This window comes from Aeromonas sp. 600527, assembly GCF_049175415.1.
GTDB classification, from domain to species: domain Bacteria; phylum Pseudomonadota; class Gammaproteobacteria; order Enterobacterales; family Aeromonadaceae; genus Aeromonas; species Aeromonas veronii_A.
This window is the reverse complement of sequence record NZ_JAAKVA010000001.1, coordinates 265,532-286,738: the sequence shown is the minus strand read 5'-3', so window position 1 is coordinate 286,738 and position 21,207 is coordinate 265,532. Positions and strand designations below refer to the sequence as shown.

Genomic DNA, 21,207 nt, shown 5'->3' with positions numbered 1-21,207 from the left:
GGCAGGGGGCCAGCCGCTATCAGTGAGAAATGTGGCCTGCATTGGAGGCAGGCCACATTTTCAGCTATTTTCCGCCACCGGTCTCATCGGTTGAGGCGCATCGAGTTGGTTACCACGATGAGTGAACTGAGCGACATGCCCGCCGCCGCCAGATAGGGGGGCAGCCAGCCGCAGGCCGCCAGCGGCAGCACCAGCAGGTTGTAACCGATGGACCAGGCGAAGTTCTCGATGATGATCTTGCGGGTACGCATTGCCAGCACTCTGGCCTCGAGCAGTCGGCTCAGGTCATCGGCCAGCAGGATGGCATCGGCGCTGTTTTTCGCCAGATCGGTGCCACCAGCCATGGCAAACGAGGCGTGAGCGCCAGCCAGTACCGGGGCGTCGTTGATGCCATCGCCCACCATGATGCTGATATCCCCTTGGGCTTCCCGGGCCTTGAGGTAGGCCAGCTTGCCATCGGGCGAGACCCCCTTGACCAGCTCATCCACTCCTAGCTCGCGGGCAATCTCGTCTGCCTGCAAAGAGCTGTCGCCAGTCAGCACGGTAGTTTGCAGACCGGCCGCCTTGAATGCCGCGATCAGCGCCCTGGCATCGGGGCGCAGGGTATCTTCCAGATTGAAGCGGGCCAAGACCTTCTGCTCGTCGGCCAGATAGATAGCCAGACCGCGGCCGCGTTCTTGCGCCGGATCCAGCCCAAGCCAGCGGGCACTGCCGATGCGGTAGCGTACGCCATTCACCAGCGCCGTGATGCCGTGACCGATGACCGGGGTGATCTCGCGAACGGATGGCAACACGGCGATGCTGTCGGCGGGCAGTCGGAAGGCGCGGGCAATGGGATGTTCGGATTGCGCCTCCATGGCCCGAGCGATGGCGAGGCAGTGGGCCACGTCAAGGTCGGCCAACGCTTGAGTCTGCGTCAGACTGATCTCGCCAGTAGTCAGGGTACCGGTCTTGTCCATCACGATCCGGTTGGCCTTGGTCAGCACGTCCAGCACATGACCACGGCGCAGCAGAATGCCGTTACGGGTCAGATTGGCGGTGGCCGAGGTCAGCGCCGTCGGGGTGGCCAGCGACAGGGCACAGGGGCAGGTGGCAACCAGCACGGCGAGGGTGACCCAGAACGCCTGATCCGGTTGATGGAAGTGCCAGAAGGTCCAGACCGCGGCGGCAATGATCAGCAGCACCAGAATAAAGTGGCGCGACAGCTGATCCGCCATCTGGGCGATGGCCGGTTTGTCGTCGAGGGCGTGATCCTGCAGCCGCATGATCTGGGCGATCCGCGACTCTTCGATACGGTGGCTGACCCGGATCTGCAGCGGGGCATCGGTGTTGATGGTACCGGCATAGACCTGCTCACCGGGCTGTTTGAGCAGGGGCAGCTGTTCACCGGTCAGCATGGATTCGTTGAGGCTGGCTTGCCCTTCGACAATGATGCCGTCCGCCGGCAAGGTTGCTCCGGCCAGCACCCGTACCCGATCGCCGACCTGCAAGGTCTTGGCCGCTACCTCATGCTCCCCTTCATCATCGATGCGGGTCGCCATGATGGGCACCAGTCGTGCCAGGTTGGAGCTCGATTCCGACGCCTTGCGCCGGGCCCGCAACTCGAGAAAGCGCCCCAGCAGCAGGAAGAAGACGAACATGGTGATGGAGTCGTAATAGACCTCACCGGTATTGAACACGGTGGCCCACATGGAGGCGATAAAAGCCCCGATCAGCGCCAGCGACACCGACACATCCATCGACAGATGGCCCTGTTTCAGGCTGCGCCAGGCACCCACGTAAAAGGGTTGGGCTGAATAGATCATGATGGGGGTGGAGAGCAACAGGCTTATCCACTTGAAGTAGACCATGAACTCATCTTCAACACTGATGAAGAGGTCCATATAGAGAGCCACGGCGCACATCATCACCTGCATCGAGCCAAGCCCTGCCAGTGCCAGCCGGAACATATAGCTGCGCACCTCTTTGGCGTAGAGCGCCTCCTGTTGATGGGTCTGGAACGGATAGGCGCGATAGCCGATCTGGGCAAATCCCTTGAGGATGTCACTCAGGGAGAGCTGGCCCGGATCCCACTTGATGCGGGCCCGGTGGGTGGTGGTGTTGACGTTGATGTAGCGCAGGCCGCCAAGGGTCATTAGGTGACGTTCGATAAGCCAGGCACAGGCGGCGCAGGTGAGCCCTTCAACTGTCAGCTGGATTTCGCGAAGGGTACCGTTGTCGGTGACAAAATCCTGTTGTACTTCTGCCAGATCGTAGTGGGTGAGGGCGGCCAGCTCCTCGGGCACCAGATCGCCCTTGGTGCCGGGAGCGGTGCGGTGATCGTAGTAACTGGCGAGGCCGCACTCCATGATGGTTTCTGCCACAGCCTGACAGCCGGGGCAGCACATGGGGCGAACAATCCCCTTTATCTCGAGGGAATAGCCACTATTGGTGGGTACCGGCTCGCCACAGTGAAAGCAGGGGGTCATGCGTTATGCCTCCCTGAATGCAGAATGCAAGCAGCAGGGGCACTGGCGAGCACCGGCTCGCCACAGTGAGAACTGCCGGTCATGGCTTAGCGTCCTTTCGGGTCGAGTTCGACAGGGGCCAGGGTGGGCAGCTGGACGGTCTCTTGCAATCGCCATTGGTGATCAAAGGCATCGACCCGAATGTGCCACTTGCCGACCAGCGGCTTGTCGAAATGGAGGCGATAGGTACCGCTCGCATCGGCGGTGATCATGTGTTCACTGTCCTGACCGGCCAAGGTCGGGTGGAACAATGAGAGATAGAGAGCTTGCCCGGCAGGAATGTCACCGCTGATGGGTTTGAGGGTCAGCTCGTTGCCGTCAACCTCCAGCCCAAAGCGGATATTGAGCGCTTCGGAGCGGTCAAACTTGCTCAAGTCCTGATTGATCTCTTTCCCTTGTTTGTAATAGTCCTCGGCCACCAGATTGACCCCATCCTTGCTGGCGATGATGGCGGTGGCTATGCTGCCAACAACGGCGGCAGTGGGGAGGGCGATGATAAACCAGGGCCAGAATTGGCGATACCACGGTTTGGATAGAGGTTGGGTCATGATTGCTACTGCCATGAAACGAATGATTAACGTGGAAGATGGTTTTTACGTAACACAAGATAACAAAAAGCCTCGAGGAGTCGAGGCTTTTTGCTGTGTAATCACGTGTTTATCACATGTTACGACTTATGTGAGCGACCTTTATTTAGCAGGCTGATGGGACAGGCTGTAAACGTAGGAGGCCAGCAGGTGAACCTTGTCCTCACCCAGAATATCTTTCCAGGCTGGCATCACGCCGTGACGACCGTGGGTGATGGTTTGTACCACCACTTCGCGGGAGCCACCGTAGAGCCAGGTGTTGTTGGTCAGATCTGGCGCCCCGACGGCAATACCGCCCTTGGCATCGGCACCGTGGCAAGCTGCGCAGATGGCGAAGCGGGCTTCACCTTTCTTCGCTTCCACCAGGTCAACCTTGCGACCGGAGAGGCTCAGCACATAGGAGGCCACTTCCTGAACGCCATCTTTGCCGAGGATTTCACCCCAGGCAGCCATGATCCCCTGACGACCGCCCATGATGGTGGTCTTGATTTGATCAGGCTGGCCGCCCCATTGCCATTCGCTGTCGGTCAGGTTCGGGAAGCCGCGGCCACCACGGGCATCGGAGCCGTGGCACTGGGAGCAGTTCTGCAGGAACAGACGCTGACCCACTTTCAGGGCTTCCGGATCCTTGGCGATCTCGGTGATGGCTCGATAGGTTTTGCCATCCGCTTCGTAGGTGAGTTCACGGAACTTGGCGCCGTAGATCTCGTCAGCCTTGGCGACCTCGCGGTCATACTCCACTGCGCGACCTTCGGCCTTAGCCGATTCGGTTGCAGCCTTGGACTCTGCCAGCGAGCGCACGTCCTGGTTGGAACTTTGCCAGCCCAGAAGGCCTTTGAAGTTGCCAAGCCCCGGGAAGGCGATCAGATAGACCAGACCGGTGACGATGAAGAAGAGGAACATGTAAGTCCACCACTTCGGCAGCGGGTTGTTGATCTCCTCGATGCCATCGAAGGAGTGACCCATCGATTTGCCTTCTTCAACACCCATCTTGTCCTTGCGGCACCACATCAGCAGCAAGAAGCAGCCGAGGATGGTTCCCAGACTGATGACAGTCACAAAAATGCTAAACAGAGTGCTCATTATTGTTTCGCTCCTGCGTTCTTTTTATCAGCACCGGGTTGCTCATCATCGGCAAAAACCAGATTGGCAGCCTCGTCGAAAGAGGTCTTGCGGCGTTTGCTGTAGGCCCAGACGATGATGCCAATCATGATGGCCATCAACAGCAAGGTATACAGACCGCGAAATGTGCCGTAGTCCATTTTCGCCTCCTTATTTCAGGGCATGACCCAGTGATTGCAGATAGGCCACCAGCGCATCCAGCTCGGTTTTACCCTTCACGGCTTCGCCAGCACCCTGAATGTCGGCGTCGGTATAGGGCACACCGAAGTGATCGCGGAACAGCGCCAGTTTTTTGCCGGTCATCTCGCCAGTCAGCACGTTGGTATCAAGCCAGGGGTAGGCGGGCATGTTGGATTCCGGTACCACATCGCGCGGGTTGATCAGGTGAACCTTGTGCCACTCGTCGGAGTAGCGGCCACCGACACGGGCCAGATCCGGACCAGTACGCTTGGAGCCCCACAGGAAGGGGTGCTCCCAGACGCTCTCACCTGCGACAGAGTAGTGACCGTAACGTTCGGTTTCGGCACGGAACGGACGGATCATCTGGCTGTGGCAGTTGGTGCAGCCTTCGCGAATGAAGATGTCGCGCCCTTCCATCTGCAGAGCGGTGTAGGGCTTGAGGCCCTCCACCGGCTCGGTGGTTTGCTTCTGGAAGAACAGCGGAGTGATTTCAACCAGGCCCCCCAGACTGATGGCGAAGATGATGCCGACCACCAGCATGGGAACGCTTTTTTCAAATATTTCGTGACGGTTATTGTTGCTCATGGGTTGACCTCTTCAATCATGCTGGCTGGGCGACAGGTTCCAGAGAACCTTTGGGCGCAGTGATGGTGCGATAGGCGTTGTAAGCCATCAGCAACATGCCGGTGACGAAGAAGCAGCCACCCAGGAAGCGCACGAAATAGAAGGGATAGGATGCCTGCAGCGCTTCAACGAAGCTGTAGGTCAGGGTGCCGTCTTCGTTGACTGCACGCCACATCAGGCCCTGCATCACGCCGGAAATCCACATGGCAACGATGTAGAGCACGGTGCCCACGGTCGCCAGCCAGAAGTGAACGTTGATCAGCTTGACGCTGTACATCCGGCCCTGGCCGAACAGGTTCGGGATCAGATGGTAAACCGCACCGATGGAGACCATGGCAACCCAGCCCAACGCACCGGAGTGCACGTGACCAACGGTCCAGTCGGTGTAGTGGGAGAGGGCGTTGACGGTTTTGATCGCCATCATCGGGCCTTCGAAGGTCGACATGCCGTAGAAAGAGAGGGAGACGATCAGGAAGCGCAGGATGGGGTCATAACGCAGTTTGTGCCAGGCACCGGAGAGGGTCATGATGCCGTTGATCATGCCGCCCCAGGAGGGGACGAACAGGATCAGGGACATTACCATCCCGAGGGACTGAGCCCAGTCAGGCAGTGCGGTGTAGTGCAGGTGGTGCGGACCGGCCCAGATATAGAGGGAGATCAGCGCCCAGAAGTGCACGATGGAGAGGCGATAGGAGTAAACCGGACGACCGGCCTGCTTGGGCACGAAGTAGTACATCATCCCCAGGAAGCCGGCGGTCAGCAGGAAGCCTACCGCGTTGTGGCCATACCACCACTGCACCATGGCGTCCATGGCGCCGGAGTACATGGAGTAAGACTTCATGCCGGAGAGCGGTACTTCCATGTTGTTGACAATGTGCAGCACCGCAACGGTGATGATGAAGGCGCCGAAGAACCAGTTCGCCACATAGATGTGGGAGGTGGTGCGCTTCATCAGTGTGCCGAAGAAGACGATGGCATAGGCGACCCATACCACAGTGATGGCGATGTCAATCGGCCACTCCAGCTCGGCATACTCTTTGGCGGAGGTGTAACCCAGCGGCAGAGAGATGGCGGCAGAGAGAATGATGGCTTGCCAGCCCCAGAATACGAAGGTTGCCAACGGGCCACCAAACAGTCTGGTTTGACAGGTGCGCTGTACCACGTAGAACGAGGTGGCCATCAGGGCACTGACGCCAAAGGCGAAGATCACTGCGTTGGTGTGGAGGGGCCGCAGACGACTGTAAGTCAGCCAGGGGGTTTCGAAGTTGAGGGCAGGCCAGATCAACTGGGCTGCGATCAGTACGCCAACCGACATGCCGACAATTCCCCAGACAATCGTCATGACGGTAAACTGGCGAACAACGGTGTAGTTGTACTCAGGATGGTTAGTTGTATGGCTCATCGTTATATTCCGCTTCCGATGCTGCTGTTGTTTGATGTTTTATCCGGAAAACCGGACTGGCTCCATCAAGCCACCGCCAACCAGTTGTTAACGCCTGTTAACGAAAGGAAAAGCAAAAGATGGCTAAATGAAAACTGCATGGGAATGATACTGAAGCGACAGGTAAAATAACAGTATAAACAGTGATATATTTGGTTCCGTCCGGTATCGTTCTGGCCGTTTTTTACCTTGTTCGTGATCACAAAAAAACATTTTAATTGCATCTTAAACGGACGTTTTTTGATGAAAGAGAGACTTACCGCACGTAAAGTACTGCACCTTGCACTTGTATTGGCGCTGCTATTGGCGCTGGTGGCCTATCGCACCTGGTTTTCGGCCGATAACAGCATGACTGCTGGCCAGACAAAAGATCAGATTTGTGATCTTTCCCACACACCTTGCAGCGCATTGATTGGTAACAAACCACTAACGGTGGCCATCAAGGTGTTACCGCTACGTGCCGAACATGACTTTGCAATAGATATCCAAGGGGGCGACCCGGAAATCAAGCCGTTAAAAGCCTGGCTGGAAGGGCGAGATATGTTTATGGGGACCATTCCGGTGAACTTTGAACAAGTCGCGGGAGGATGGCAGGGTACAACACTGGTAGGAAGCTGTACCTCTCTGGTCATGGTCTGGTTGCTCAATATTGAATGGAGCAATGGCCAACGCCAGCAATTGGCCCTCTCTGTTGCCCGTGAATAATCGTTCAATGGTGGCAGAGTGGAAAAAATATTTGAAATTTCCCTGGCAGGCGTTACCTTCCCCAAACCATCAGGGAGTGAAGTGCATTTAATCATGATTGAAAAACAACCATTTTATCGCACCCTCAACCAGCAGGCCAAGGCACTACTGGAGGGCGAAACCGATCTGATTGCCAATATGGCCAACTTGTCTGCGCTGCTGAATCAGGAGCTGACGGAGATCAACTGGGTCGGTTTTTATCTGTTGCAGGGCGAGACTCTGGTATTGGGGCCGTTTCAGGGCAAACCGGCCTGTGTGCGGATCCCGGTCGGCCGCGGGGTGTGTGGCACAGCAGTGGCTGAGGGGAAAACCCAGCTCATTGATGATGTCCACCAGTTCGACGGTCACATCGCTTGCGATGGCGCGAGCAACTCGGAAATCGTGATCCCGGTGCGCCGCGGTGACGAGATCATCGGGGTACTCGATATCGATAGTCCAGTTTTTAACCGTTTCGACCAGCAAGATCGAATTGGTCTTGAAGAAACAGTGCAAATTTTGGAAAGCATGCTCTAAGTCATTGCTAGATGGTTCGCAAAAGGCCCCAAGCTCTCTATAATGGGGCCTTTGTTGTGCTCGGGACGTGCCCGTGCGTTTATATGAAAGCCAAGGTTATACATGGAAAACACTGAGAAGCTGAAGAACAGTAAAGAGATCGTTGCCTACCTGGTCGAGAAATTCCCGGCCTGCTTCGTTGCTGAAGGAGAGGCCAAGCCGCTCAAGATTGGCATCTTCCAGGATTTGGCCGAGCGTCTTGCTGACGATGCCAGAGTCTCCAAGACCATGCTGCGCTCCGCACTGCGTCAATACACCTCCAGCTGGCGCTACCTGCACGGACTCAAAGCTGGCCAGGCTCGCGTTGATCTGGATGGTAATCCGGGTGAACTGCTGACCGAAGAGCACATCGAGCACGCCAAGCAAGCTCTGAAAGAGAGCAAAGAGCGTGTATTCGCCAGCCGTCGTACCAATACCAAAGAGAAGGATGAGAAGGCCAAGAAGCCTCGTCGCCCTGCTGTGCGCAAAACCGAGAAGGCTGATGTCGCTGCCAAGCCGAAGGCTGCCGCCAAAGTGCCCGCTGCTGAAGCTCCGCTTGTTAAAGTGGATGCCGCTACGCTGAAAGTGGGCCAGGATGTGCGCGTCGTTATGGGTAAATTCCCGGTTCCGGCAACCATCAAGGAAGTGACCAAGGACGATGTACAGGTCCAACTGCAGACCGGCATGATGGTGCGGGTCAAATCAGAGCACTTGGTTCTCTAAGGAGACAAATGTTGAAGCATGGCGTAATTCGTTTTTCCCTCGTTGCCTGTAGCCTGGCGCTTGCCGGGCTTGCACAGGCCATCGAGCCGGTGCTCAAGGAGAGTGATTTGCCTGTGTTGGCTCAAGAGAGCCAACATGCTACGGCCAGCAAGCGAATTACCAATCTGTTTACCCGCTCGCACTACAAACAGTTCAAGCTGGATGATGCCTTTTCCTCCGTGATTTTCGATAAATATCTGGAGAATCTGGACTACAGTCGCAACCTGTTTTTGGCCTCTGATATCAGCCGTTTTGAAAAATACCGTAACGGTTTTGACACCGACCTCGAAAGAGGCCGTCTGGCACCCGCCTACGAGATGTTCAACCTGAGTCAGCAACGGCGTTATGAGCGGTTCGAATACGCCCTCAAACTGCTTGACACTCCCTTTGATTTCACCCAGCCCGACAACTATGTGTTCGATAGAGAAGGTGCGGCTTGGCCCAAAGATGAAGCAGAGCTCAACGAGCTGTGGCGTCAGCGAGTCAAGTTCGATGCCCTGAGCCTCAAACTCAGCGGCAAGGAGTGGCCCGAGATCAAGGAGCTGCTTGGCAAGCGTTACAACAACGCCATCAAGCGAATGTCCCAGACCGAGAGCGAAGATGTCTTCCAGCTCTTCATGAACTCCTTCGCTCGCGCCATCGAACCCCACACCAGTTACCTCTCACCGCGCAGTGCCGATCGTTTCAACACCGAGATGAACCTCTCGCTGGAAGGGATCGGTGCCGTGTTGCAGGCGGAAGATGACTTTACAGTCATCCGCTCCCTGGTACCCGGTGGTCCTGCTGCCAAATCCAACCACCTCAAGCCTGATGACAAGATCACCGGGGTGGGACAGGAAGATGGCAAGATTGTTGATGTGATCGGCTGGCGTCTCGATGACGTGGTCGAGCTCATCAAGGGACCCAAGGGGAGCAAGGTCAAGCTTGAAATTCAGCGCGGCAAGGGCGCTACCGCCAAGACCGAACAGATCGAGCTGACCCGTGACAAGGTGCGCCTTGAAGATCGCGCGGCCAAGTCCAAGGTGATCACCGCCGAAGGCAAGAAGATCGGTGTCATCGAGATTCCAAGTTTCTACGTCAATCTGCACGATGATGTGATCAAGGAGCTCTCCAGCCTCAACAAGCAGAAGATCGATGGTTTGATCATCGATCTGCGCGGAAACGGCGGCGGAGCCCTGACCGAAGCCTCTGCCCTGAGCGGTCTCTTCTTTGGCAGCGGTCCTGTGGTTCAGATCCGGGATCATATGGGTCGTATCACGGTCAACGGTGACGATGATGGCAACGTCTATTACGGCGGTCCCATGTCGGTGCTGATCGACAGATACAGTGCATCTGCCTCCGAGATCTTCGCCGCCGCCATGCAGGATTATGGTCGCGCCCTGATCCTGGGGGAAAACTCGTTCGGCAAGGGGACGGTGCAACAACATCGCAGCCTCGCCAAGGTCTATGACTTCTACGAGCAGCCGCTGGGTCACGTGCAGTACACCATCGCCAAGTTCTACCGGATCAATGGTGGCAGTACCCAGAACAAGGGCGTTGCGCCGGATATCAGCTTCCCGACACCGGTTGCGCCGGAAGAGACGGGCGAAAGCCGCGAGTTTAATGCGTTGCCTTGGGACAAGATAGCCTCAGCCAACTACGAGAAACTCGGCAATTTCACCAGTCTGCTGCCCAAGTTGCAGGCGGCGCACGATGCTCGGATCGCCAAGGATCCCGAGTTTGCCTATGTGATGCAGGACATCGCTGACTACAAGGAGGAGAAAGACAAGAAGTCGGTCTCCCTCAACGAGGCGGAGCGTGTTGCAGAGCAGGCGAAACAGGATGAGAAAGCGCTTAAACGTACCAATGAGCGCTTGGCACGTCTTGGCAAGCCGGCAGTCAAGAGCCTGGACGAACTGCCCGCTGATTTTGAAGCGCCCGATGAGTATCTCATCGAAGCGGCCAATATCACGGCGGATCTGGCTATGGACAGCAAACGCAGCTGACAGGCAACCCATCATGCACAAGGGCGACTGCGGTCGCCCTTTCTTTTTATCTGGCACATCTGATGTCATGCAAATCGTTTGACCCCGCCAGTTGGTTGTGACAGCCTCTTTCTCGCCTTTAACAAGCGTGGAAGCAGACAATAATGACCGATCACTCCCAGGCCATGACGGCCAAATATCGCCAGGATTATCAGGCGCCGCTCTACTGGATCGACACTATCGACCTCGATTTCCAATTGCAGGAACCACTGACCCAGGTCACTGCCATCACCCGCATTCGCCGCAACGGCGAGCACAATGCGCCGCTGGTCCTCGATGGCGAGCAGCTGACCCTCAAGAGCATTGCCATCGATGGCATTCCCTGTGACCACTACGAGCAAGGCGAGAGCAGTCTGACCCTGTTCAACCTGCCTGCCGAATGTGTGCTGACCATTGTCACCCTGCTGGATCCGGCCGCCAACACCGCACTCGAAGGGCTTTACAAGTCTGGCGATGCCTACTGTACCCAGTGTGAAGCTGAGGGCTTTCGTCGCATTACCTATTATCTGGACCGCCCCGACATTCAGGCACGCTACAGCACCCGCATTACCGCCGATAAAGCCAAATATCCTTTCCTGCTCTCCAATGGCAACAAGGTCGACAGCGGTGATCTGGATGGCAGCCGTCACTTCGTGCAGTGGCAGGATCCTTTCCCCAAACCGAGCTACCTGTTTGCGCTGGTGGCCGGTGATTTCGATGTGGAGCGCAGCCACTACACCACCAAGAGCGGCCGCAAGGTGGCCCTCGAGATCTTCGTCGACAAGGGCAACCTCGATCGCGCCGGTTTTGCCATGGAGAGCCTCATCAACTCCATGCGCTGGGACGAGCAGCGTTTCGGCCTCGAGTACGATCTCGACATCTACATGATCGTCGCGGTGGACTTCTTCAACATGGGCGCCATGGAGAACAAGGGGCTAAACATCTTCAACTCCAAGTTCGTACTGGCCAACCCGGCCACCGCCACCGACAGCGACTACCACGGTATCGAACGGGTGATCGGTCACGAATATTTCCACAACTGGACCGGCAACCGCGTCACCTGCCGCGACTGGTTCCAGCTCAGCCTGAAAGAGGGGCTGACGGTATTCCGGGATCAGGAGTTCTCCTCCGATCTGGGCTCCCGCGGCGTCAACCGCATTAACAACGTGCGTACCGTGCGCGGCCCGCAGTTTGCCGAAGATGCCGGCCCCATGGCGCATCCGATCCGCCCGGATGTGGTGATCGAGATGAACAACTTCTACACCCTGACCGTCTATGAGAAGGGGGCGGAAGTGATCCGCATGATGCACACCCTGCTAGGTGAAGAGGCCTTCCAGGCCGGTATGCGCCTCTACTTCGAGCGTCACGACGGCTCGGCCGCCACCTGCGATGATTTCGTGCAGGCGATGGAGGATGCATCCGGTGTCGATCTCGGCCGTTTCCGCCGCTGGTACAGCCAGTCCGGTACCCCCGAGTTGACCGTCACCGACGAGTACGATGCCGCCAGCGGTATCTATCGCCTCCATGTGAGCCAGCACACCCCGCCGACTCAGGATCAGCCGCAGAAGCTGCCGCTGCATATCCCCTTCGATATCGAGCTCTATGACGAGCAAGGTGCCGTCATCGCGCTGCAATATCAGGGCAAGGCCATCGGCAACGTGCTCGATGTGCTCGAAGCGGAGCAGACCTTCGAATTCGATCAGGTGCCGGTCAAGCCGGTTCCCTCCCTGCTGCGGGACTTCTCCGCGCCGGTCAAGCTGTACTATGACTACAGCGATGAAGCGCTCGCCTTCCTGATGCGCTTTGCTCGCAACGAGTTTGCCCGCTGGGATGCCGCCCAGATGCTGATCAACAAAGCGGTCATCGACGGGGTGGCGCGGGTGCAACACGGGCAGGGGGTTGAGCTCTCCCAAACCCTGCTGGCCGCCTTCGTCGCCATTTTGGACGACAGCGAGCTGGATTTGGCCCTCAAGGCGGAGATCCTGGCGCTGCCAGGTGAAGCGACCCTAGCCGAGCTGTTCGAGGTGGCCGATATCGATGCCATCCATCAGGTGCGCGACGCGATCCACACCCGTCTTGCCGAGGCCTTTGGCGCGCGCTTGGCGGCTACCTATCAGAGCCTGCGTCTGAGCGGCTATCAGGTGGTGCACGCCGATATGGCCAAGCGGGCCCTCAAAGGGGTGGTGCTCGGCTATCTGGCTGCGCTGGATGCGGAGCATGCCGATGCGCTGGTGCGCGAGCAGTACGCAACCGCCGACAACATGACCGACACCCTGGCGGCGTTGCAGGTGGCCAACGGCTATCTGCTGCCATGCCGCGCTGCGCTGCTGGCCGACTTCGAGGGCAAGTGGGCCAAGGATGGACTGGTGCTGGACAACTGGCTGCGGCTGATTGGCAGCAAGCCGGCTGCCGATGTGCTCGGCGAAGTGAAGCAGGCAATGAATCATCCTACCTTCAGCATTCGCAACCCGAACCGGCTGCGGGCGCTGATCGGCAGCTTCGCCATGAGCAATCAGGTGCAGTTCCATGCGGTGGATGGCAGCGGTTACCGCTTCCTGACCGATCTGCTGATCGAGCTCAACGAGGTCAATCCACAGGTGGCCTCCCGCCTCATCACTCCGCTTATCCAGTTCAAGCGACTGGATGAGGTGCGCAAGGCGCTGATCCGCGCCGAGCTGACCCGTCTTGCCAACCTTGAGGGGCTGGCACGGGATCTGTTCGAGAAGGTCAGCAAGGCGCTGCAGCAGTAAGTGTCGATGGGGCAGGAGCGTTACGCTCCTGCCCCATTGTGTGATTTGTCGTGTGATCAGGAGCAAGCGTGAAGCAGTTTACTTTTCGGCTCTCATTGAATAGCGATGAGGTGATGCTGATGTATCAGGGCCACGTCAGACGGCTGGTGGTGCGTAGCGAACAGGGATTGACCCTGGAACTTGGTATAGAAAAAATACGGCCCTTTGTCGCCATCAATGGTGTGCATGGCTACTTTCGGCTGAAAACCCAGGACGATTACCGCTTTATCAGTCTCGAACGCATAAATTAACAAAAATCGAACAGATTACCGACTGTTTATCTGCTTTGCGTCACTATCTATCCGGTAAACTGGCACAAAGGTAGTGGGAATTTCTGTATTTTTGGTTATTTGCAAAATTTCTCACAGTTTAAGCCGTGATCTGTACCTTGTTTTTAACATCTCGTTAGCACCTTTCCTCGCCTTCCCTTATCCAAGCCATTACACTTCGCAACAACTCTGCACCAGCGGGTAACCAGGGTGGTTGCCTCTGCGTCGGTGGTTAATGTCGTCCGATAAGGAATATAAAAATGGCATTGAAAGACGCCCCTACCTCAGTTCTGCTCGAAAACGTTCTCAGCCTGATCCATCAGAAGTTGCCCAAAAACAGCGCCTCTCTGGTCGAGCGCTTCGTTGCCAAGTTCTACGGCAACATGGCGAGCTCTGACCTGCACGATCGCAATGACAGCGATCTCTACGGCGCGGCCCTGAGCCTGTGGAATGCCCTCAATCAGCGCACCGGCACCGATCCCTACATCCGGGTCTACAATCCCGAGCTGACCCGTCACGGCTGGCAATCGCCCCATACCATCGTCGAGGTGATCCTGCAGGACTCGCCCTTCCTGGTGGACTCCATCCGGATGGCGCTCAAGCGACTCAATATCACCGCCCACATGATGCTGCACCAACCGCTGCACCTCATTCGTGGAGCGGATGGAAAGATTGATGCCATTCTGGAACTCGACAACACCGACGGGCAGACCTCGGTTGAAACGGCATTCCTTATCGAGATCGATCACCTCACCAGCGAGGAGCAGATGGCCGCGCTGGCTGCCGAGCTCAACTCCGTGGCTGGTGAAGTAGCGCTGGCAGTCGGCGACTGGCAGCCCATGCTAGCCAAGCTCAATGAGATCATCGACGAGCTTCCCAAACGCAAGAGTCCGGCCAGCAAGGAGGAGGTGGCCTCCTGCGTTGCCTTCCTCAAATGGGTAGCTGCCCACAACTTCACCCTGATGGGTTATCGTCGCTACGACGTCAAAGCGGTGGAGGGGGATCACGAGATCCTGCCGCAGGCCAGCTCCAGCCTGGGGCTGATGAAGAACTCCATCAAGGAGGTGGGCCAGCGCCTTGGCAACATGCCAGCCAGCGCACGTCACGCCGCTCTGAGTTCTGACCTGCTGATCCTCACCAAATCCAACAGCAAGTCCCGGGTGCACCGTCCGGCTTATGTGGATTACATCGGCATCAAGCGCTTTGACGAGCATGGCAAGGTGATCGGGGAAGATCGCTTCATAGGTCTTTACGCCTCTTCCATCTACAACACCAGCGCGACCCAGATCCCGCTCATCAGCCATCGTCTCGAACGCATCATGGCTGCCTCCGGTCACGAGAAGGGCTCCCACGCCTACAAGGCGCTGCTGAACGTGCTGGAAACCTATCCCCGTGACGAGCTGATCCAGGCCCGTGAAGAGGAGCTGCTGGCCACCGGTCTGGGCGTACTGGAGATGCAGGAGCGGGACATGCTGCGGCTGTTCGTGCGCCGCGATGTGTACGGCCGTTTCTTCTCCTGCATGGTCTATGTCACCAAGGAGCGCTACAACACGGCGCTGCGGATAAAGACCCAGCAAATTTTGCAGAAATATTTTGGCAGTAATGAAGAGGTGGAGTTCAACGTCTACTTCACCGAAGGCGTGCTGGCGCGGACCCACTACATAGTGCGGGTCAACAACAACAACGTGGATGTGGATGTGAACGAAGTACAGAACAACCTGATTGAAGCGGCCCGCAGCTGGGACGACAGACTCGACTCCGTGCTGCTCTCTCACTATGGCGAGGCCCGTGGCAACGAGCTGCGCCGCCGTTTCAGCACCGCATTCCCCCGTGCTTACAAGGAGGATGTGTTGCCTGGCTCGGCCGTGGCCGACATCATGGCGCTCGATAACCTGAGCGAAGCCGAGCCACTCGGCATGCTGTTCTACCGCGCGCAGGAGGAGGAGAACGATCGTCGGGTACGGCTCAAGTTGTTCCATCGCACCGAGCCCATTCACCTCTCCGATGTACTGCCGATGCTGGAAAACATGGGACTGCGGGTGATCGGTGAGACCCCGTATCAGGTACGCACTCCGGGTGGCGATCTGTTCTGGATCCTCGACTTCTCCATGTTGCTGCACGGCGAGCAGCCCTTTGATCTGGCCCAGAGTCAGCAACGCTTCCAGCAAGCCTTTGCCGCCATCTGGAACAAGCAGCTGGAAGATGACGGCTTCAACCGGCTGGTATTGGGGGCGGGTCTCACCGGCCGCCAGGTGTCGGTGCTGCGCGCCTATGCCAAATACATGCGTCAGACCGGCGTCTCTTTTAGCCAGTCCTATATTGAAGAGACCCTGACCCGTTATCCGGAGATTGCTCAGCTGCTGTTCACCTTGTTTGAACAGCGCCTGGATCCGGCCGGCAAGCAGGACGTCAAGGTACAGGCCAAGTTGCACGAGCAGCTTGCCACCAAGCTGGATCAGGTGGCCAACCTGGACGACGATCGCATTATTCGCCGCTATGTGGAGATGATCGACGCTACCCTGCGTACCAACTACTACCAGCTGGACAAGGCGGGCAACATCAAGCCCTACATCTCCTTCAAACTGGCTCCCTCCACTATCACCGACATGCCGCTGCCGCTGCCGAAATTCGAGATCTTCGTCTACTCGCCGCGAGTGGAAGGGGTACATCTGCGCTGGGGCAAAGTAGCTCGTGGCGGTCTGCGCTGGTCAGATCGCAAAGAGGACTTCCGCACCGAAGTACTGGGTCTGGTGAAAGCCCAGCAGGTCAAGAACACCGTCATTGTGCCGGTGGGGGCCAAGGGCGGTTTCTATTGCAAACAGATGCCGGTGGGGGCAACCCGCGCCGTCATTCAGGAGGAGGGAAAGGCCTGTTATCGCCTGTTTATTCGCGGTCTGCTCGATGTGACTGACAACATCATCGGCGGCGAGGTGATCCCGCCCAAATCCGTGGTGCGTCACGACGAGGATGACTACTACCTGGTGGTGGCCGCCGACAAGGGCACGGCTACCTTCTCCGACATCGCCAACGAAATAAGCCTCGAATATGGCCATTGGCTGGGCGACGCGTTTGCCTCCGGTGGCTCGGTCGGTTACGACCACAAGAAGATGGGCATCACCGCCCGTGGCGCCTGGGAGTCGGTCAAACGGCATTTTCGTGAAATTGGCGTCAACTGCCAGACCACCGATTTTACCTGCGTCGGGATCGGCGACATGGCGGGAGATGTGTTCGGCAACGGCATGCTGCTCTCCGAGCACACCCGGCTAGTGGGCGCGTTCAACCACATGCACATCTTTGTTGACCCCGCTCCGGATGCGGCCAAGAGTTTTGTCGAGCGCCAGCGCCTGTTCGATCTGCCGGGCTCCAGCTGGGATGACTACAACCGCGAGCTGATATCACAGGGGGGCGGCATCTTCCTGCGCTCGGCCAAGTCCATCAAGCTGAGCCCGGAAATACAAACCCTGCTCGGTACCGACAAGGCCAGCATGGCACCGAACGAGTTGATCAAAGCGCTGCTCTGCCTCAACGTCGATCTGCTGTGGAACGGTGGCATCGGCACCTATGTGAAGAGCGCTCGCGAGAGCGATGGGGAAGTTGGGGATCGCAGCAACGACGCACTGCGAGTCAACGGCCGCGATCTGCGGGCCCGTATCGTGGGTGAGGGGGGCAACCTCGGCTTTACCCAGCTCGGTCGGGTGGAGTACGCCAGTCAGGGCGGTCGCATCAACACCGATTTTACCGACAACGTCGGCGGTGTGGATTGCTCCGACAACGAGGTGAACATCAAGATCCTGCTGAACCAGTTGGTTGCGGCAGGGGATCTGACCCTCAAGCAACGTAACCAGATGCTCTACGAGATGACCGACGACGTGGCGCAGATCGTGATCACCAATGCCTATCGCCAGTCCCAGTCCATATCGGTCACCAGCTTCCGCGGTTCTGAACAACTTAAAGAGCAGCAGCGCTTCATTCAGGGGCTGGAGCGGGAAGGCAAGCTCGATCGTGCACTGGAGTTCCTGCCATCCGATGAGGAGCTCTCCGAGCGGATGGCGGCAGGGCAGGGGCTGACCCGCCCCGAACTGGCGGTGTTGGTGGCGTACGGCAAGATGGTACTGAAAGAGCAGCTCAACTGCCCGGAAGTGACCGACGAGCCCTTCCTCGCCAACATGCTGGTCACCAGCTTCCCGGCCAAGGTACAGCAGCAGTTTGGTGCCCAGCTGGCCGATCACCCGCTACGCGGCGAGATCATCGCTACCCGGGTTGCCAACATGCTGGTTAACGACATGGGGCTCAACTTCGCCAGCCGGATGAAGGACGAAACCGGTGCCTCGGTCGCCGAAGTGGCCTGCTGCTTTGCCATGGCCCGCGAAGTGTTTGGCATGAACCAGCTGTGGCGCGATATCGAAGGGTGCGACAACCTGGTGGATGCCCAGACTCAGCTCGAGCTGATGTTCTACAGCCGCCGGATCGTGCGCCGTGCCACCCGCTGGTTCCTGCGCGCCCGCAATCGCAGCTGGAGCATCAGCGAGAACATCGCCTTCTTCCGTCCGGCGTTCGAAACCCTCGGTCAACACCTCTACGAGGTCATGGATGAGAGCGAAGTGGCCGAGCATCGTCAGGCTGTAGCCAAGTGGATGGAGAAACAGGTGCCGGAGGCCATTGCCCGTCAGGTAGCCCATATGAGCAGCCTCTTCTCCAGCCTGGATCTGGCGCAGATTGCCGCGGAGCACAAGACCGATATCCTGCGCGCCGCCAATGTCTACTATCGCCTCGGTGCCAAACTGGATCTGCACTGGTTCCTCGACCAGATCAACCATCAGCCGGTTGGCAACCACTGGCAGGCGATGGCGCGAGCCTCCTTCCGCGAAGATCTGGACTGGCAGCAACGCAGTCTCACTTCTGTGGTACTGGAAGGGTGCAAAGATCAGGGAGAATGCGCTACCATATTGGCCGACTGGATTTCGGAGCATGAGCAACTCTTGTCCCGTTGGACCCATATGTTGGCCGACTTCAAGACCACCAGCACTCACGAGTTCGCCAAGTTCTCGGTGGCCTTGCGAGAGTTGAACCTGCTCCAGTTGAATTGTCGGGCACTTTAATTGCCAGATTAAGGCATGACACCGACATTACACCCAAAGCCCCGGCCAGTTGCCGGGGCTTTCTCTAAGGAGCAAAGATGTTGTACCCCATCGCCAGGCATTTCCTGTTCAAGCTCAATCCGGAACAGGCTCACGATCTCTCCATGAAATATTTGCCCCGCCTTCTCGGTACGCCACTCGATTGTTTCTTCCGCCAGAATTTGCCGAAACGCCCCGTCACTGTCATGGGGCTTTCTTTTGCCAATCCGGTGGGATTGGCGGCCGGTCTGGATAAAGATGGTGAGTGCATTGACGCGCTGGGCGCTATGGGATTTGGTTTTATCGAGGTCGGTACCGTCACCCCCAGACCCCAGAGTGGCAATGACAAGCCCCGCTTGTTCCGGGTTATTCTGGCAGAGGGGATCATCAACCGGATGGGATTCAACAACAAGGGGGTGGATCATCTGGTGGCCAAGGTAAAAGAGGCCAAATATCAGGGGGTCATCGGCATTAATATCGGCAAGAACAAAGACACTCCCATCGAGCAGGGCAAGGATGATTACCTGATCTGTATGGATAAGGTTTATGATCATGCCGGTTATATTGCCGTCAATATCTCTTCCCCCAACACCCCGGGGTTGCGTTCGCTGCAATATGGCGAGGCGCTGGATGAGTTGCTGGCAGCCCTCAAGGTGCGTCAGCAAGAGCTGGCCGCCCAATATAAAAAGTACGTGCCGCTGGCGGTTAAAATTGCCCCGGATTTAAGCCTTGAAGAAATAGATCAGGTGGCCGCTTCGCTGGTACGGAATGGTATTGATGGGGTTATCGCCACCAATACCACCCTCGAGCGTGAAATGATTTATGACATGCCCCACGCCGGTGAAGCGGGTGGCCTGAGTGGTCGTCCGCTACAGCACAAGAGTACCGAGGTGATCCGTCATCTGGCCAAGGCGCTCAATGGTGCTCTGCCAATTATCGGGGTGGGTGGTATTGATAGTGCCATGGCTGCCCGTGAAAAGTTGGCTGCCGGTGCCAGTCTGGTACAAATTTATAGCGGCTTTATTTATAAAGGGCCGGGGCTGGTCAAAGAGATTGTGACCAATATTTAAGAAATAGATGGAGGAGCCCTTTATTTGACGTTGCTGATTTCCTGCATATGGAATAAAGTCAACTGGTAATTATCAAGTAAGGGCTCCAACATGTTTATTCAACCGACCGATAGCTGGCAATGGCACTATGATGCCCAGAATGATCGTCTGATGTTGGACCTGTCTGATAACATGTTATTTGCGACCGAGTATAAAGGGCGACAATTGGTGCCCAGCTCGTTTGCGACCCAACCTTTTTGTGTCGATGATGCAGCCCTCTATTATCAATTGATGGATAAAGCAGCCGAACTCGAGTGGAGTATTCCCCATCAGGTACAGCTGGTGCTTAATGCCATAGCGGTCAGTCGTTTTTATAAACCCCTGATGCCGCAAAGCTGGTTTTTTAGTGAACAGCATCCGCAAGTGATCCCGCAAAATGGTGATCTGGTCTTGATGAATACACCCCATGGCAACGGTGAATTTATGGTCATTGAGGCTGGGGAGCAGGCCAGCGTCTGTTTGAACCTCACTGCCGAGCTGGTATTGACCACCAGTAAAACCTTGCCGCGTTTCGGGGTGATCAAGGTGATGAATAACCGGATGAAACCGCGTATTACCGTGACCGAGCAATACCGTAAGGTCAGTTGATATAATTTCATCAATCGTTTCATCTCTGTTATTACACCGCGTCTCTTTTACTGTTTTCACCTCTGTAGCATCTCGTTTCTGATATCTCATTGAACCGCGAACATCTTGCCTATTCTCATTGATGGTTATGATTCAGCCTCTCCTGAGGCTTGTTACACTCACTTGCACCTTGTGTTTTGACCCACGCAGTGTCTTGGCCTTCCGTGCTGCAAGTATGGAGCCTCCCTCTTGTTTCTTTCCGCTGGCGTAGTGCCTCCACCTCAGTATCAACACATCACTCACTGAAGCGATTTTCTTCATACGACATTTTATGCTTGAAACGAGAGCTATTCTCACTTACATTTTGTTATAACATAACAAAATGGAGTTGCCATGAAGCCTCATATTCACCCGGATTATCGTTTGGTGCTGTTCCATGACACGGCAGCAGATGCCTTTTTCCTGGTCGGGTCAACCATCAAGAGCGATCGCCGCTATACGTGGCAAGACGGGAAGGAGTATCCCTATGTGTCGCTCGATGTTTCCAGCCAGTCGCACTCGTTCTATACCGGCAAGCAGAAGCAGGTATCGAGTGAGGGGAGTGTGGCCCGTTTCAACAAGCGCTTTGGCGCATTTTCAAGCAAGAAGGAGTCCTGAATGCAGGTCGTCTGTTCACTCAAATCCGCACGGGCACGTCATCCCGATTGTCAGTTGGTGCGCCGTCGGGGCAAATTGTTCGTCATTTGCAAAAGCAATCCCCGTTTCAAGGCTCGTATGAAGTGATCCGCTAAATGATGTCTGGCCCCATGATCTCCCCATCGGGTAGTCATGGGGTCTTTTACCTTTATTCGCCAC

The 21,207-nt window shown here is 56.8% G+C and carries 18 protein-coding genes; 12 read left to right on the top strand and 6 right to left on the bottom strand.

The window, feature by feature from the left end; all coding sequences use genetic code 11:
* Nucleotides 1-83: 83 nt before the first annotated feature.
* The 6 genes from G5154_RS01305 to ccoN all read right to left on the bottom strand — a co-directional run bounded on the left by G5154_RS01305 (nt 84) and on the right by ccoN (nt 6,422).
* A complete protein-coding gene (locus tag G5154_RS01305; protein ID WP_421250147.1) occupies nt 84-2,468 on the bottom strand; it encodes a heavy metal translocating P-type ATPase in 2,385 nt (794 codons plus the stop codon).
* Between the two features lie 86 nt (nt 2,469-2,554).
* Nucleotides 2,555-3,055, bottom strand: a complete 501-nt coding sequence (locus tag G5154_RS01300; protein WP_005345427.1) for a FixH family protein — start codon at nt 3,053-3,055, stop codon at nt 2,555-2,557.
* Between the two features lie 141 nt (nt 3,056-3,196).
* The gene (gene ccoP / locus G5154_RS01295; RefSeq protein WP_047435046.1) at nt 3,197-4,177 is read right to left on the bottom strand and encodes a cytochrome-c oxidase, cbb3-type subunit III; all 981 of its coding nucleotides are present in this window, start codon (nt 4,175-4,177) and stop codon (nt 3,197-3,199) included.
* Nucleotides 4,177-4,356 carry a CcoQ/FixQ family Cbb3-type cytochrome c oxidase assembly chaperone gene (locus G5154_RS01290; RefSeq protein ID WP_005336620.1) on the bottom strand — a complete coding sequence of 60 codons (180 nt, stop codon included), beginning with the start codon at nt 4,354-4,356 and terminating at the stop codon, nt 4,177-4,179. Before G5154_RS01290 ends, ccoP begins: the two co-directional genes overlap by 1 nt.
* Nucleotides 4,357-4,366: 10 nt before the next feature.
* Nucleotides 4,367-4,981, bottom strand: coding sequence for a cytochrome-c oxidase, cbb3-type subunit II (ccoO, locus tag G5154_RS01285; RefSeq protein ID WP_021230095.1), 615 nt, complete (start codon nt 4,979-4,981; stop codon nt 4,367-4,369).
* A gap of 16 nt (nt 4,982-4,997) precedes the next feature.
* Nucleotides 4,998-6,422 (bottom strand): cytochrome-c oxidase, cbb3-type subunit I, encoded by a 1,425-nt coding sequence (ccoN, locus tag G5154_RS01280; protein WP_005336616.1) that lies wholly within the window; start codon nt 6,420-6,422, stop codon nt 4,998-5,000.
* Between ccoN and G5154_RS01275 the strand changes: the two genes are divergently transcribed.
* From G5154_RS01275 to ykgO, 12 genes are all read left to right on the top strand, one after another.
* Complete coding sequence (locus G5154_RS01275; RefSeq protein ID WP_148344940.1) at nt 6,414-6,593, top strand: hypothetical protein; 180 nt, start codon at nt 6,414-6,416, stop codon at nt 6,591-6,593. The two genes, ccoN and G5154_RS01275, sit on opposite strands and share 9 nt — an antisense overlap.
* A 111-nt stretch (nt 6,594-6,704) precedes the next feature.
* Nucleotides 6,705-7,166, top strand: coding sequence for a hypothetical protein (locus tag G5154_RS01270; protein WP_421243579.1), 462 nt, complete (start codon nt 6,705-6,707; stop codon nt 7,164-7,166).
* Between the two features lie 93 nt (nt 7,167-7,259).
* Nucleotides 7,260-7,718, top strand: a complete 459-nt coding sequence (locus G5154_RS01265) for a GAF domain-containing protein (RefSeq protein WP_005345435.1) — start codon at nt 7,260-7,262, stop codon at nt 7,716-7,718.
* A gap of 102 nt (nt 7,719-7,820) precedes the next feature.
* Nucleotides 7,821-8,459: an RNA chaperone ProQ gene (proQ, locus tag G5154_RS01260; RefSeq protein WP_005345438.1), complete on the top strand. Its 639-nt coding sequence runs from the start codon at nt 7,821-7,823 to the stop codon at nt 8,457-8,459.
* Nucleotides 8,460-8,467: 8 nt separating this feature from the next.
* A complete protein-coding gene (prc, locus tag G5154_RS01255) occupies nt 8,468-10,483 on the top strand; it encodes a carboxy terminal-processing peptidase (RefSeq protein WP_005345439.1) in 2,016 nt (671 codons plus the stop codon).
* A gap of 143 nt (nt 10,484-10,626) precedes the next feature.
* A complete protein-coding gene (gene pepN / locus G5154_RS01250) occupies nt 10,627-13,251 on the top strand; it encodes an aminopeptidase N (protein WP_421263848.1) in 2,625 nt (874 codons plus the stop codon).
* 68 nt (nt 13,252-13,319) lie between these two features.
* Nucleotides 13,320-13,541 (top strand): DUF2835 family protein, encoded by a 222-nt coding sequence (locus G5154_RS01245; RefSeq protein ID WP_005345441.1) that lies wholly within the window; start codon nt 13,320-13,322, stop codon nt 13,539-13,541.
* A 278-nt stretch (nt 13,542-13,819) separates the two neighbouring features.
* A complete protein-coding gene (locus G5154_RS01240) occupies nt 13,820-18,658 on the top strand; it encodes an NAD-glutamate dehydrogenase (RefSeq protein WP_421250145.1) in 4,839 nt (1,612 codons plus the stop codon).
* A gap of 77 nt (nt 18,659-18,735) precedes the next feature.
* Nucleotides 18,736-19,746, top strand: a complete 1,011-nt coding sequence (gene pyrD / locus G5154_RS01235; protein ID WP_421263847.1) for a quinone-dependent dihydroorotate dehydrogenase — start codon at nt 18,736-18,738, stop codon at nt 19,744-19,746.
* A gap of 90 nt (nt 19,747-19,836) precedes the next feature.
* Complete coding sequence (locus G5154_RS01230; RefSeq protein ID WP_421211051.1) at nt 19,837-20,373, top strand: cell division protein ZapC; 537 nt, start codon at nt 19,837-19,839, stop codon at nt 20,371-20,373.
* A 372-nt stretch (nt 20,374-20,745) separates the two neighbouring features.
* Nucleotides 20,746-21,009, top strand: a complete 264-nt coding sequence (locus G5154_RS01225) for a type B 50S ribosomal protein L31 (RefSeq protein ID WP_005336598.1) — start codon at nt 20,746-20,748, stop codon at nt 21,007-21,009.
* The gene (gene ykgO / locus G5154_RS01220; protein ID WP_005336596.1) at nt 21,010-21,135 is read left to right on the top strand and encodes a type B 50S ribosomal protein L36; all 126 of its coding nucleotides are present in this window, start codon (nt 21,010-21,012) and stop codon (nt 21,133-21,135) included. It abuts the gene before it with no gap.
* The last annotated feature ends 72 nt before the right edge of the window (nt 21,136-21,207 follow it).

Bases quoted from the DNA above. Each gene is read 5' to 3' on its own strand.
- G5154_RS01305 (WP_421250147.1), bottom strand. From the start codon at position 2,468: ATGACCCCCTGCTTTCACTGTGGCGAGCCGGTACCCACCAATAGTGGC.
- G5154_RS01300 (WP_005345427.1), bottom strand. From the start codon at position 3,055: ATGACCCAACCTCTATCCAAACCGTGGTATCGCCAATTCTGGCCCTGG.
- ccoP (WP_047435046.1), bottom strand. From the start codon at position 4,177: ATGAGCACTCTGTTTAGCATTTTTGTGACTGTCATCAGTCTGGGAACC.
- G5154_RS01290 (WP_005336620.1), bottom strand. From the start codon at position 4,356: ATGGACTACGGCACATTTCGCGGTCTGTATACCTTGCTGTTGATGGCC.
- ccoO (WP_021230095.1), bottom strand. From the start codon at position 4,981: ATGAGCAACAATAACCGTCACGAAATATTTGAAAAAAGCGTTCCCATG.
- G5154_RS01275 (WP_148344940.1), top strand. From the start codon at position 6,414: ATGGCTCATCGTTATATTCCGCTTCCGATGCTGCTGTTGTTTGATGTT.
- ccoN (WP_005336616.1), bottom strand. From the start codon at position 6,422: ATGAGCCATACAACTAACCATCCTGAGTACAACTACACCGTTGTTCGC.
- G5154_RS01270 (WP_421243579.1), top strand. From the start codon at position 6,705: ATGAAAGAGAGACTTACCGCACGTAAAGTACTGCACCTTGCACTTGTA.
- G5154_RS01265 (WP_005345435.1), top strand. From the start codon at position 7,260: ATGATTGAAAAACAACCATTTTATCGCACCCTCAACCAGCAGGCCAAG.
- proQ (WP_005345438.1), top strand. From the start codon at position 7,821: ATGGAAAACACTGAGAAGCTGAAGAACAGTAAAGAGATCGTTGCCTAC.
- prc (WP_005345439.1), top strand. From the start codon at position 8,468: ATGTTGAAGCATGGCGTAATTCGTTTTTCCCTCGTTGCCTGTAGCCTG.
- pepN (WP_421263848.1), top strand. From the start codon at position 10,627: ATGACCGATCACTCCCAGGCCATGACGGCCAAATATCGCCAGGATTAT.
- G5154_RS01240 (WP_421250145.1), top strand. From the start codon at position 13,820: ATGGCATTGAAAGACGCCCCTACCTCAGTTCTGCTCGAAAACGTTCTC.
- pyrD (WP_421263847.1), top strand. From the start codon at position 18,736: ATGTTGTACCCCATCGCCAGGCATTTCCTGTTCAAGCTCAATCCGGAA.
- G5154_RS01230 (WP_421211051.1), top strand. From the start codon at position 19,837: ATGTTTATTCAACCGACCGATAGCTGGCAATGGCACTATGATGCCCAG.
- G5154_RS01225 (WP_005336598.1), top strand. From the start codon at position 20,746: ATGAAGCCTCATATTCACCCGGATTATCGTTTGGTGCTGTTCCATGAC.
- ykgO (WP_005336596.1), top strand. From the start codon at position 21,010: ATGCAGGTCGTCTGTTCACTCAAATCCGCACGGGCACGTCATCCCGAT.